A 13,524-nucleotide genomic window follows, 5' to 3' on the forward strand; every position below is an offset into this window, starting at 1 on the left:
ACCCACCCCCTGTTGGAATTCTTGACAATATCGTTGATGTCACCGGCGTCGGGCAAATGACCGTGCGGCCTGATCAGAATACTACTTCTCTAGGGCTTTGCACCGGGACTTTAATCAACCCACGCACCGTGATATTTGCAGCTCATTGCGTGAATGACCAAGCTGCCAACACTTACGGTTTTGCGACGGGAGGCACGGCCATTGCCTTCGGGTTTAGTGCAAATAATCTTCCGGCTGTTCGCCGCTGGGTTGGGCTGGACGGTGGCATTGCAAACCAGACCGACGTAGATTTCAATATCTATAATGTAGAGCAAGTCTGGTACGACCAACGCTCGCTTCCCACCGGTTTCCTCGAAGCTGATGTTGCGCTGGCAACGCTCGATACGCACGCTGGCGGAGTTCCGACCTGGACTATGTTGTTCTCGCCGTTAACAGCTGAGACACATGGTATCATAAACGGTTACGGAGCACGGGGGCTGGGACCTGATGGTTCCAACCTTGGCATTGATTTCCGGCGCCGCATCGCAGAGAATATGATTTCGTCCGCTAGCTCGCTGAATGACAGAAATAATTTCCTCTTCGGCCCGGATGATTATGGCTTGCCGCAAACCCTGTACAATACGGATTTTGACAGTCCGGCTGGTCAGGATGCCTTCGATTCCAACAATGGCGCATTTGATTTTGACCTGTATGATGGTGCTGCATTACCGCGGGAAGGAACGACAGCAGGGGGCGATTCCGGTAGCGCACTAGTCGCGGATGAACTTTTCGATACACCGGTTATTACGGCTGTATTGTCCGGTGGCTCGCGCTTTTTCGGGAATGATCCGTCCGACCCGCTGACATTCCAGCCCTTTTCTTCCTATGGAACACAAAGCTTCTATCAGCCGCTTTATCTTTTCTGGGACGAGATTGTGGCGAATAACAGCTATGTCTATGCATCCAGCCGTCGAGGAACGCGTGATTGGATGAACCCGCGCCATTGGGTGCAGGATATGGACCCGAATTACGGCATCAGTGTCGACGGCGAACTCGTCAACGCGCTCCCGGGGTTCGAGGCACCGGGCGTTTCCGGTGATACGCCAAAATTCGGCAATATCTGTTTCCTGGATGATTGTGCCGATTTGTCGACGCTGAGCGTTGCCCTTGAGGAAGGGGCTCCCAATAGTGTCTTTATCGAAGGCGGCCCTGGAAGCCGGAACTTCGTCCCGAATAATATCGTGGCTGATCCATCAGCTGATATTCGAGCGCGCTATTTTGAAGTTACGCTGGCAGCGCACGGCACCACCAAATTGCGCGATGACGTGACCATTGATCGACTTAATCTTCAGGGCGCAGCGCGGCTTGATATCCGCGGGGACGGAAATCTCAAGGTCTGGGGTGATTATACCCAAACTGGCGGGTGGCTTGACCTGAGCGGCACTCTGACAACCGGTGAAGCGTTGCTTGGTAAAGGACTTTTGACCGGCAGTGGCTTCTTCGATCCGACTTATCTGACGTCGGTCAACGGTTCCATAGCGCCCGGTGATCAGTTCGGGGATACCGGAACGTTAACGATCGCTGGTGATGTCATCCTGGCGTCCGGTACATTGTCACTGTTCGACGTTAACCGCTACGGGAATGACAAGTTGGCGGTTGTTGGCGACGCTGACAATCTCGGTATCATTTCCTTGGGCGGTACCGCTGCCGTCATCAATGCATTTGGCCGTCGCAGTGCTCGCTATGGCCAGACGTTTCAGATTATCACAGCCGAAGGTGGCGTCGAAAATACCTTTGATGATGTGGTGGGAAGGATCGGTGTTCTCTATCCCGAACTGACCTATGGAGCGAATGATGTTACTGCGCGGATGCGGGCTATCCGTTTCTCCGATTTCTTTGGGAGTCACGGTATCCGCAACCCATTTTCACGGGCCTTCGGTCATGCACTGGATAACCACCGCGGTCGCTCCTATACTGATCTCGCCAATGTCTATGGTGTGATCGATGTTATGGAAGCGGGTGAACTGAACGCAACCTTCCAAAGCCTGTCTGCATCGCGAGCTGGCCGGACAACGACCTTGGATGAAAAGCAAGGTTCCGCAATGCGGACATTGGTTTCCGATCGCTTGTCACTGCTCGGTACGGGTTATGGGGTTGCTGGCAAAATCCAGATCATAGGAGCACCGGAGGTTCTAGACGACCGTCGGCAGATCACCGGAAGCATGGCCTCTCAGACCAGCTTTGCCAAAAACTATCAGTCTTCCAACTGGAATGCTGTGACGTTGCCGGAAAATATGAGCGGGTTTATGTCTGCCGGATATGACCGGTCATCCTTGGCATTTTCGGATAATAATATCGGGACAGAGCAGGCAAGCTGGCATATCGCCATGGGCTTGGAATTTGGTCTAGACGACCGCACCACGTTCGGTACGGCTTTTGGATATGCAAATGGCGTGCAGGAGCTTGGCGGCAGTGTCGCCAATGTCGAAACAAATCAAGCCTCTGTCTACGGCAATTATCGGCTTGGTGGAAACTTCTACATCGGCGGGCAGGCTTCCATGGCTTATTCGCAGATCGACTCCAATAGCCGGGTGACGGCTGGACTGTCAGCCAGCAACCTGAACATCAATTCTCTGGCTTTTGCGAGTGAAATTGAAGCTGGCTACAATATCAATGTCGATGGCTTGATGCTGACGCCGCGTGCCAGCATTGGTTATTCCTCCTACACTGTCGACGGTTTCCGCGACAGTGCCGGAAGTCTGGCGCTGGCCGTGGATGATATCAGCCGCTCTGGTTTGGAAGCAAAAGTCGGAATGAAAATTTCGGGTAGCACCAAATTGAGCTACGCATCGGGATGGTCATTCCAGCCAACCATGAAGCTGGATTACGTGAACCGGATCTCCGGAAATGACACGAACTTCCGTGTTCGCTTCCTCGATGCCGAAAATGTTTCGCTTCTTCTGCCCATTGGATTGCAGGACGCTTCCTATGGAGAGATGAAAGGCGGATTCAGCTTTACCAACGGCGCTCTAAGCTTTGGCGCCGCTGTGGAAAGCCGGTTGGGTCAGCAAATCTATCGTGATGATCGTGCGATGATGAACATGTCTCTGCGTTTTTAAAAACTGACATTTCGTACAATGATTAGAAGGGGGGGGCATTTGATTGCTCCCCCTTTTTTATGTAGAACCATAGGGCAGAAATGTTGACCTTTATGCGAAGATGAAATAATATAACAACCAGTTGAAATAAATATTGCGCTGCAGCGAAGCGGAGAAAGTGGAGATTCAGGATGGTTGACGACAATCACAAAAGCAATTTGCCGCCGCTGACTTTGCACATACCAGAACCGAAATTCCGTCCGGGTGACGCAGTTGACTATAGCGATCTGGATATTCCCAAAGCCGGCGCGCAGGCGAGGCCGGACATCAATAGCGCGCCCAAAGACATGCAGGACATGGTCTATGACATGGTCCGCGTTCTGGATGACGATCACAAGGCTGTCGGTCCGTGGGATCCCAAGCTGGACGACGAAATATTGCTCAAGATGCTCCGCACAATGGTGCAGGTGCGGACCTTTGACGACCGGCTCCATCGCCAGCAGCGTCAGGGCAAGACCAGCTTCTACATGAAATGTACCGGCGAGGAGGCGACATCGGTTGCCGCCGCCATGGCATTGCACGGCGATGACATGTGCTTCCCGAGCTATCGCCAGCAGGGCATATTGTTCGTTCGCGGCTATCCGATGATCGAGATGGTCAACCAGATATTTTCGAACAAGGCGGACAAGCTCAAGGGGCGCCAGCTGCCGATCATGTATAGTTCGAGCGAGCTGAATTTCTTCACCGTATCGGGCAATCTGACAACCCAATATCCGCAGGCCGTGGGCTGGGCGATGGCCAGCGCCAGCAAGGGTGACAGCCGGATCGCCGCCGCATGGTGCGGCGAGGGATCGACCGCCGAGGGCGATTTTCACGCGGCGATGACCTTTGCCGCGGTCTATAATGCGCCGGTGATCATGAATGTGGTTAACAATCAGTGGGCGATTTCGTCCTTTTCCGGTTTTGCCGGGGCAGAGCGGACCACCTTTGCCGCGCGGGGTGCCGGCTATGGTATTGCCGCCTTGCGGGTCGACGGCAATGATCCGCTGGCTGTCTATGCGGCTACAAGCTGGGCTGCAGAACGGGCGCGGACCAATCAGGGCCCGACATTGATCGAACATTTCACTTATCGTGCGGAAGCGCACAGTACTTCGGATGATCCCACGGCCTATCGCAGCGCACAGGAGCGCGAAGAATGGCCGCTTGGCGACCCGATCATGCGGCTCAAGCGGCATTTGATCCAGCGCGGGGTCTGGAGCGAGGAGCAGCAGGAATCGCTCGATCAGGAATCGCTCGAGGCGGTCAAGGATGCGGTCAAGGAGGCCGCCAAAAACGGCATATTGGGCCACGGTCTGCACCAGCCGTTTGAAACCATGTTTCAGGATGTGTTTGAAGAAATGCCCTGGCATCTCAAGGAACAAGCCGCACAGGCCAATAAGGAACGGGAAATCAAATGGCCGTCATGAACATGATAGAGGCTATCAACAACGGCCTCGAAACCATGATAGAACGCGACGACAATGTCGTGATCATGGGCGAAGACGTCGGCTATTTCGGCGGTGTTTTCCGCGCGACTGCAGGCCTGCAGGAGAAGTTCGGCAAGACGCGATGCTTCGATACGCCGATTTCCGAATGCGGCATCATCGGCGCTGCGGTCGGCATGTGCGCTTATGGCCTGCGGCCGGTGCCGGAAATCCAGTTTGCCGATTATATCTATCCCGGAATGGATCAGCTGATCTCGGAAGCAGCGCGGCTGCGCTATCGGTCGGCGGGTGAATTTACTGCGCCGCTAACGGTCCGTTCGCCATTTGGCGGCGGGATTTTCGGGGGGCAGACGCACAGCCAGTCGCCGGAAGCCATGTTCACCCATGTTTCGGGGCTGAAAACAGTCATCCCTTCGACGCCTTATGATGCCAAGGGGCTGCTGATTGCGTCGATCGAGGATAATGATCCGGTGCTCTTCCTTGAGCCCAAGCGGATCTACAATGGGCCGTTTACCGGCTATTATGACAATCCGGTCTCGCCCTGGTCGAAATTTGCCGAATCCGAAGTGCCCGAGGGCCATTATACGGTGCCGCTGGGCAAGGCCAAGATCGTCCGCGAAGGCGATGCGGTGACGGTTCTGGCTTATGGCACGATGGTTCATGTCGCCAAGGCGGTGGTCGAGGAACATGGGATAAACGCCGAAGTCATCGATCTGCGGACTTTGGTGCCGCTCGATATCGAGACCATTGAAGAGTCGGTGAAAAAGACTGGGCGCTGCCTGATCGTGCATGAGGCGACGCGGACGAGCGGCTTTGGCGCGGAACTGTCGGCGCTGGTGCAGGAACGCTGTTTCTACCATCTGGAAGCACCGATTGAGCGGGTTACCGGATTTGACACACCCTATCCGCACAGCCTGGAATGGGCCTATTTTCCGGGACCGGTACGGATTGGTGAAGCGCTGGAAAAGATTGTCGGGGATTTGAAATCATGAGCAAATATACATTCAACCTGCCTGACATTGGCGAGGGTATTGCCGAAGCGGAAATCGTCAAATGGCATATCAAGATCGGGGATATTGTCGCCGAAGATGACCAGATTGCCGATGTCATGACCGACAAGGCGACTGTGGAGATGGAAGCGCCGGTTTCGGGCAAGATTGTCGCGATCGCCGGGGAGGAAGGCGACATTATCGCAATCGGTTCGATGCTGGTCGAGATCGAAGTCGAGGGCGAGGTTGATGCCGACAAATTGGAAGAATTGGAAGCATCCAGTACCGTTGCCGATGTCTCTGAAACACCGAAGCCTGTCGCGAAAGATGATGGTCAAGTAACTGAAAATAAAGAAGAAAAATACAAGCCTTCCGCAAATCCAACAGCGCAGGCCGATGCCGTAGAACCCGCTGCCGCTCCGGTCGCTTCCGATGGTCCGGCGACGGAACCTGCCGGGCAGAAAGTGCTCGCCACGCCGGCCGTTCGCAAGCGTGCTGCCGATCTCGGCGTCGATCTGAGTCAGGTCAAGGCCCAGGGCGAGCATATCCGGCACAGCGATCTCGACGCTTATCTGAACTATGGTTCGGGGCAGGGCTACCGTCCGTCCGGTGCTGTGCAGAAACGTGACGACGAAAAGATCAAAGTTATCGGAATGCGGCGCAAAATTGCGCAAAATATGGCAGATTCGAAACGAAATATACCACATTTCTCCTATGTCGACGAAATCGACATGACCGAGATCGAGGATATGCGTGGCGATCTGAATGCCAATCGCGGCGAGCGGGCCAAGCTTACGATCTTGCCGCTGATGATCGCCGCCATTTGCAAGGCCTTGCGCGATTTCCCGATGCTCAATGCGACCTATGATGATGAAGCGGGCTTTGTCACACGGCACGGCGCTGTGCATCTCGGCATGGCCACCCAGACTTCGCAGGGACTGATGGTTCCAGTGCTTCGCGACGCACAGGATATGAATGTCTGGCAGCTGGCATCGGAAATTAGCCGTCTGGCAGCGGCCGCGCGCGATGGCAGCGCCACCGCCAAGGAATTGTCGGGATCGACTTTGACCCTGACATCGCTCGGCCCGCTCGGCGGGATCGCGACAACGCCGGTGATCAACCGCCCCGAAGTGGCGATCATCGGCCCGAACAAGATTGTCGAACGGCCAATGATCATCGACGGCGAAATTCACGCGCGCAAGCTTATGAACCTGTCGATCTCGTGCGATCACCGGGTTGTCGATGGCTATGATGCGGCCAGCTATGTGCAGGCGCTGAAGCATTTTCTGGAAACGCCGGTGCTGCTGTTCGCTGACTGATGAGGGTGGGCGAGCTGCCGTTCGTCCTGAGCTTGTCGAAGGACAACTTGGGTCGATATGTGCACTTCGACAAGCTCAGTGCGAACGGAATGGGGCAAGTGCAGTCCTTCTCCCGTGAGGGAGAAGGATGCAAAGACTTGGCAGCTTGGCTGCTTAGTCGCAGCTGGATGAGGGTGTTCTGCGCTTCAGAGGACAGAACGCCCTCATCCAACGCCGCCTAATTCGCTTCGCTCATAAGGCTCTGTATCCTTCTCCCTCACGGGAGAAGGGGTCGGCCTGCGCCTCCACCTTCAAAGCCCGAGGCTGCCCAGGCTTTCCTGGTCGAATTTCAGGCGGAAGGTGATGAACGGGCCGTCGCGGGTGTAGCGGCTTTCTTCAAAGTCGCGGTCTGCAAAGCCGACCACATTATAGCCGACCGAAATATAGGCGTTCTTGAACGGCGTGATGCCGACGCTCGGGCCGCCGGAATAGGCGATGCTGTCAAAATCATTGCCGACGCGGGCCGTGGCCTGGCCGCCGACATCGATGGTGTCGGAAAGGTCGAACTTTACGTCTGCACCGATGACGTTGCTCCAGCCTTCAACATCATCCTGCCCGAAGCGGTCGAACACATAGCGGCTTCCCCAGAAGAGACTATATTCCCCTGCTTCCTTGAAGCGGCCCTGATTTGCATTGATCGGCGTATAGTTCACGCTCAAGCTGTTGATGATCCGGCGCGAAGTGACATTGCCATCGACGAGCAGCGGCGCACCGCCAATCGGTCCGGATGTACCAGCGACGGCATGGCGCACGCGATCTTCCCGGAATTCGAGTTTTTCAAGCCAGGACCATTCGCTGTCTGCGGGACGATGTGCCCAGCTGGCTTCCGCTTCGATCACTCTTGTGCTTACCCCGGTTTCGTCTTCCGCTACAAATATACTTGCCAGTGCACCGAGTGCGCTGCCTTCGCCTATCTGTTTGAGCAGCGCGGTGGTGAAACCATAGCGGGTGCTGATGTCACCATCGCGATATTCTGCGCGGCTGGTCCAGCTCCAGTCGGCGTTGCGATAGGTGGCACCGGCGGTGACCGCGAGAAAATCCTCGGTCAGTATCGCGTCATTGCCGAGAAAGCCGCCCGAGATGACCGGCTGTTCATCATTGATGACATCGCCGCGATCAAATCCGCTGATGGTTTCATTGCCATCCAGCGAGAAATCGACGGTCCATTTGTCGTCAATCGGTATGCTCTGTGTCAAGCCGTAGGCGGCATAGCTGCGCGGACCATATTCGGTAATTTCCTGCTGGTTCATGCTGCTGACGATGCGCGCGCCGTTCCAGGGTGAGACGTCGACGCCGATCCGGGCGGTGCGGGCGTCGATATTCTCGCCATCGGCAATTTCGTAGGTGCCGATGATCTTGATATTCTCGGTCAGGGCGTAGCGCGCAGAGAAGCTGTGCCGCGCGGGGAAGTCGATGCTTTCGTCCTGACCGCCGAGCGCAAATTCGGTCTGGGCATCCAGTTCCAGCTTGCCGTCGAACAGCCGCTGCGTGGCACCGAGCCGGACCAGCCTGGATTCGTTGACCGTACCGTCGGAGAGCTGGTCATTGGCATAGACAAGGCCAGCACGGAAAGACGTGTTGTCGGTGCGATATTCCAGTTCCGCGGTACCGGCGCGGCGGCGAGCGTCCGACATCAGAAAGTTTTCCTGATAGCCGGTGACCGCCAGAGACAGATTTTCACGGATGCGAACCCGGGCATCGATGCCGAATTTGCGGGTGCCGGACTCTGCTGCATTGAGCTGGCCCAGGCCATAGCCGGATGCCTGGCGTCTGACATAAGCGAGAATGTCGAATTTCGAGCCGTGATGTTCGGCTTCGACCAGCCATGCGGTTGCGGCTATTCCCGTGTTTGTCGCCGTGGAGTCTTTTGCCTCATTGTCGGTCACGGCAAGCTCCGCCCGGAATTCGGTGTTGAGGTCCGGCCGGTAGCGAATGTCGACACCGAGCAGATCGGTTTTGACGCTCTCATTCTCATCATGCACGGCCGTTGCGCCGATTTTCATTTTTTGGTCGGCGCTTTGATAGGTCGCACGGCCACCGGTGTTGAGATTGCGGTCGCCAATGCCGAGCACTTCATATTCGGCGATGATGAATTGCGGATCAAGCGCGCTGCTGCGGCTCAGGATCGGTTCGCGGAAGCGCAATGTCCCAGCGAGATAGTCGATGTCATAATCGATATGCCGGGTCAATTCGCGCCGTTCGGCGATCTTGTCCGAACGGAATCGATCGCGCGTTTCCAGTGTGATTCGTTCGCTATTGGCGAGGATATCGCGGCTGGTCAGGGCATAGGGGCCGGAAAGACCGTTGCCCTGGATTTCCTCGCGGCGGAACCGGTTGGGCGAATCTGCGGCAAAGCCGTTGAGATGTACCTGGTCGCTGCGATATTCGGCCTTGATGCCATTGAACGCGCGCTGGTAACGGGCCAGTTCAGGTTCGCTGATCCCGGTTTCATAATCGCCGAACAGCGCATAAAATTGGGGCCGTTCCAGCTTCAGATAGAGGCGGCGGACCGATGCGGCGTCATAACGTTGCTCGCTACGGTCGGCATAAACCGTGTAATAGCGGCGCGGATCAATGACGCCCTGGAACCGTGTTTCATCATCCCGCTTGTCGCTGTCATAGGCGAGGGTCATCAGCCATTTTCCGGTCAACCGACCCTTGGCATAAAGCGCGATCCGGCCATCAACGTTGATATTGTCCTCATCGCCTGCAAGATCCTCAAGCCGCTCGTCGAGCGTATTGAAACCGAGCGTGCCGGCAGCAAAGCCAACAACGGTCCATGGTCGGTCGCCGGGATCGAGCCATGTTTCAACCCGCTGGACGCGTTCGACTTCGCCGTCGCGGAAAGGAAAAGAGATGCTGAGCGATCCGGACGCGGTCGTCGGCGCCAATTCGATATAAGCGATGCCATCCTCGCCTTCGACCTGCCAGACGGGCGCTCCCCGTTCGAGACCGGCGAGCTGGTTGGCTTGCTGGGCATCGATTTCAATGGCCGGTGCATAAGGCACAGGCACCGAGAAGTCGCCAACCGAGCCATGGCGAGCGGGCCTGCCGTTGCGGTCGGTCAGTCGCACCGCAATCACTGGGCGGGTTACGCCATCAGCGATCAGGACCGAGTGATCCTTGAGCAATTCAGCATTGAGCGGACTACCGGCATAATGAACCGTGCGTTCCAGTTGCTGCACGAGTTCACCGTTCCGATCGATCACCCGGGCCACGAAGACATTGGCCCGGTCGCCAATTTCGATCCCGCGCCAGGTACTGACCCGGACCTTGCCGTCGGCGCTCTTCTTCATCCCGTCATAGGCAAGCGGATTAACCGCTACGCCATTGATCGACAGTTCGATTTTCTGCCCGGCATGATGTTTGATGGCGACGCGCAGCGCCTTGACCCGCGGATTATGATCCTCTTCGGGAAAAAGCCACGCGATGCCGGGTTCCTGTCCGGAGATATAGTCGCGACCGGCTCCGGCCGCTTCGGGATCGGACAGAGGCTCGGGCTTTTGATAGCTGGCGGGCTTGTCCATTTCTCTTGCAGCGACTTTTCTGGCCCGGAAATCGGCGCGTTTCAGTGCGCCGCCACGGCCCTCGACGAAGCGGGAAATATGGCTGCCTGCGGTCCGTGTGTTTTGCGCACAGTCGACCGGTGCCAGATCGGCGGGGAAGGTCGAGGGGTCGACTTGCACCACGTGCAGGCCGGGTTTGAGGCCTTCGAAATGATAGCGACCGTCGCGGTCGGTGATCGTGTAGGTTCCGTCTTGCAGCATCACGCGAACACCTGCGATTCCCGAGGCTTCCCGGGGATCGGTTCCGCATCCGCCTTCGGTGATCCGGCCGACAAGGGTGAATCGTTCAGAAATTCCGTCACGGACAATGCTGACGATTGCATCGACAGTCGGACTGGTGGCGCCGCGATCATCACGCGCCGAGGCAAGGTTCAGGGCGTCGCCGGGCTGGGCATCCTGACGCACTTCCGCAATATAGGTAAACAATCCGCTAGCCGACGGGGGCAGGGGCGGGGCCTCAACGGTAAAATCCCGTCCATTGGCTTCGACATTGGCGATAATCAACCTGCCATTGTAGCGGACCGTGCCGGCTTTCAGGCGCATCGCAGCAGGCAGCTGGTCGGAAAGTAGAATCTGGCCGCTATTGCGCGTGGAATCCGTATTTCCCACCGCTATCCGATATTGCACAGCGTCTCCGGGTGCCGCCTGGGCAGTGGATGCCGTTTTTGTGATCGTCAGCGGCGCTCCGGGCCGGTCAAGTGGTACGTCCACCCGAACCGGGGCCGGACCATTCAATATGATGTTACCGCCAAAGGATCCGTCGACAATAGTGAAGGGAAGTCCATCCGACCGCCGCAAACCAGCCAGTTGCCGGGGTGTGGCCACCGACGCGAAGCTATAAGGCTGCGGTGGTTCGACCAGCAGGCGATATTCGCCGGCCCGGGCGAAGGGAAAGCGATAGAAGCCGTCGCGGAAATTGTAGAGGGTTCCGCCGCTATCGGTGACGGTTCCCCCTGCAATCACGGTGCTGGGAAATATCGAGACGCCGTCGTCGCCAAAGACATCGGCTGGCTGGCCGGTAGCCGTGTCGATGAGGGTGACGCGCGCTCCGCTGATCGGTGTGCCGTCGCCACTGTCGAAAATCTCTCCGAAAGGATCGACCAGGATGCCGACTTTTGCGCTACCGATTGCATTGCCGCTGATTTCATGGACAGTGATATCAAAAGTTTCACCGCGCTTGACCGACAGGACGCAATCGCCCTGCATCGGGGCAGGCGGAACCGCAGCCGTATTGATCAGCGCGACAAACCGGCCGCTATCGGCCGCAGTCTCGATGATATTTATCTGCTCCCGGTCGCCCGTGGGCGTGGTGAGCAATATATCAAAGCTGTCGATTGCCAGCGGATCCACATTGCTGCTTGCGGAGAGAATCGAGATTATCAGTGGTTCGCCCGCCCTGATATTGTCGGTTGGCATGACCGAGGCCGGATTTGTCGGTGTTCCTGCGAATGCGCCGGTGAGACCGATCGGGATATTGCCCTGCAAGCCCCGGCACATCGTGCCCGCCAGCGGTATCTTTTCGGAACCGGGAGGGTCAGCGAAGTGAAAAAGCATGACTTCGAACGGCTGCATCGGCGGCGGAACGACCTGGATGTCGATTCGGTTGGATGGTTTCTGCTGCCGCCGGCTGCCGATATCCCATTCTGCTCGGGCGATATTGCTGATGAGCGGCAGGTTCTGCGTCTGATTGCCGGCAAAATTCGTTGCCTGAGGCTGCTCCTCGGCAAAATCGGGTTGCGCGACTGCCATAGAGGCAGACGCGGTCAACGCGCATGCAGCAAATGCCAGACCGACTGGCCTAAAAAAGGTGGGGAATATACCCACAGCTAGAGCCGCGATTCAGCGGCAAACCGGTAAAAATGCCGGTTTGCCGTCAAATTGCGATATGCTTTATTCTACCGTTGCGCGGAAGATGAGGGTTTCGGTGGTACCCGAAGCAACTGTGCCAAGATTGCCTGACACAACGCCGGCCGCAAGTGTGCCGGTGCCAGTGCCATCTGCATTGCAGACGGACCCCGATACCGTGCCTTCGGTTACCACGCCGATGACGGACGGAACCGTGGCCGGTCCCGCAGCCAATGTGCTGTAATAGACCAGGTTGGCCGGAATCGTATCCGAAATGGCCACACCTGTCGCGGCAGCCCCACCGGCGGCGTTGGCAACCGCAATGCAATATTCGACGATAGCGCCGGGTATCGCTTTGGGATTGGTATTGCCATTGATCGGATCCCACAGAACATTACTGGTTTTTGTCACCGTGATATCCGCAGCAGCCACTTCATAAGTGTCTGTAGCGCTGTGATAACCGTCACCCGCACCATCGCCGGTTCCCGAACCTCCGGCATCGTCAAATACGTTCTGAACCGTCGCTGCATCATCTGCATCGCCCGCGCTGTTCAGATAGGCGGCGCCCTTGATACCGGCCCCGGTAGAAGGGAGGCCCGCACCGCCGTGGGCAGCTGCCTGGCCAATCAGCACGAGATCGGCCAGATCGCCGGTCACCGCGCCGCCCGGGATGTTCGCCACTGCGTGAACCGTAACGCTGCTGTCTTCCGCCAGGTTGTCGATATAGGTGATCAGCGTGTCACCAGCGTCCAGGACGCCCGCAGTCGTACCATTGTCGAGATAATAGGTGATCACACCGACAAGATCGAAATCATCCGATCCGAGCTGTTCGGATGTCAGCAAAACGTCGATCGTGTCGTTGGTCTGGTTGCTGACCGTATAGGTGACGGCTTGCTGTAGCGCATTGGGAGCAACCGAGCTGTTTACCGAGTCGCTTTTGGCTACGATCAGGTTGACCTTGCGATCGACCACGAAAGTATCGCTGTCGGTTTTGGCGGTCTGGCTAGTGCCGCCGACACTATAGGCTACGCTTACGTCATTTTTTATGCTCGTTCCTGCATCAGTGCCCAGATCTGCAGCGAACGCGGGGTTTGCACCCAGCGCCGCTACAGAAATGGTACTAGTGGCAACGAGAAGTTTCAGTATACTGGTCATAACTGTCTCCTGTTTCACTTATTTGGATCGCCCAACCCCGCGGCAACCCG

At 56.9% G+C, this 13,524-nt stretch carries 6 protein-coding genes; 4 read left to right on the forward strand and 2 right to left on the reverse strand.

Translation table 11 applies throughout. From position 1 onward, the window contains the following. Nucleotides 1–149: 149 nt before the first annotated feature. The 4 genes from AZE99_RS05985 to AZE99_RS06000 all read left to right on the forward strand — a co-directional run bounded on the left by AZE99_RS05985 (nucleotide 150) and on the right by AZE99_RS06000 (nucleotide 6,869). Nucleotides 150–3,098, forward strand: coding sequence for an autotransporter family protein (locus AZE99_RS05985; protein WP_067198870.1), 2,949 nt, complete (start codon nucleotides 150–152; stop codon nucleotides 3,096–3,098). Nucleotides 3,099–3,268: 170 nt separating this feature from the next. Next, nucleotides 3,269–4,543 (forward strand): 3-methyl-2-oxobutanoate dehydrogenase (2-methylpropanoyl-transferring) subunit alpha, encoded by a 1,275-nt coding sequence (locus AZE99_RS05990; protein ID WP_067198872.1) that lies wholly within the window; start codon nucleotides 3,269–3,271, stop codon nucleotides 4,541–4,543. Then, complete coding sequence (locus tag AZE99_RS05995; protein ID WP_067198874.1) at nucleotides 4,531–5,553, forward strand: alpha-ketoacid dehydrogenase subunit beta; 1,023 nt, start codon at nucleotides 4,531–4,533, stop codon at nucleotides 5,551–5,553. The genes AZE99_RS05990 and AZE99_RS05995 overlap by 13 nt, the downstream gene beginning before the upstream one ends. Further along, nucleotides 5,550–6,869 carry a dihydrolipoamide acetyltransferase family protein gene (locus AZE99_RS06000; RefSeq protein ID WP_067198875.1) on the forward strand — a complete coding sequence of 440 codons (1,320 nt, stop codon included), beginning with the start codon at nucleotides 5,550–5,552 and terminating at the stop codon, nucleotides 6,867–6,869. Before AZE99_RS05995 ends, AZE99_RS06000 begins: the two co-directional genes overlap by 4 nt. Before the next feature lie 290 nt (nucleotides 6,870–7,159). On the opposite strand, the gene AZE99_RS06010 is transcribed toward AZE99_RS06000, so the two are convergent. Then, complete coding sequence (locus AZE99_RS06010; protein WP_082788264.1) at nucleotides 7,160–12,223, reverse strand: DUF11 domain-containing protein; 5,064 nt, start codon at nucleotides 12,221–12,223, stop codon at nucleotides 7,160–7,162. Nucleotides 12,224–12,364: 141 nt separating this feature from the next. Beyond that, nucleotides 12,365–13,474 carry a DUF11 domain-containing protein gene (locus AZE99_RS06015; protein ID WP_067198879.1) on the reverse strand — a complete coding sequence of 370 codons (1,110 nt, stop codon included), beginning with the start codon at nucleotides 13,472–13,474 and terminating at the stop codon, nucleotides 12,365–12,367. Nucleotides 13,475–13,524: the final 50 nt, after the last annotated feature.

Origin of the sequence: Sphingorhabdus sp. M41 (assembly GCF_001586275.1) — a bacterium.
In the GTDB taxonomy this organism is placed as follows: Bacteria; Pseudomonadota; Alphaproteobacteria; order Sphingomonadales; family Sphingomonadaceae; genus Parasphingorhabdus.

Coding starts and splice junctions, on each gene's coding strand:
- AZE99_RS05990 (WP_067198872.1), top strand. CDS start 3,269: ATGGTTGACGACAATCACAAAAGCAATTTGCCGCCGCTGACTTTGCAC.
- AZE99_RS05995 (WP_067198874.1), top strand. CDS start 4,531: ATGGCCGTCATGAACATGATAGAGGCTATCAACAACGGCCTCGAAACC.
- AZE99_RS06000 (WP_067198875.1), top strand. CDS start 5,550: ATGAGCAAATATACATTCAACCTGCCTGACATTGGCGAGGGTATTGCC.
- AZE99_RS06010 (WP_082788264.1), bottom strand. CDS start 12,223: ATGGCAGTCGCGCAACCCGATTTTGCCGAGGAGCAGCCTCAGGCAACG.
- AZE99_RS06015 (WP_067198879.1), bottom strand. CDS start 13,474: ATGACCAGTATACTGAAACTTCTCGTTGCCACTAGTACCATTTCTGTA.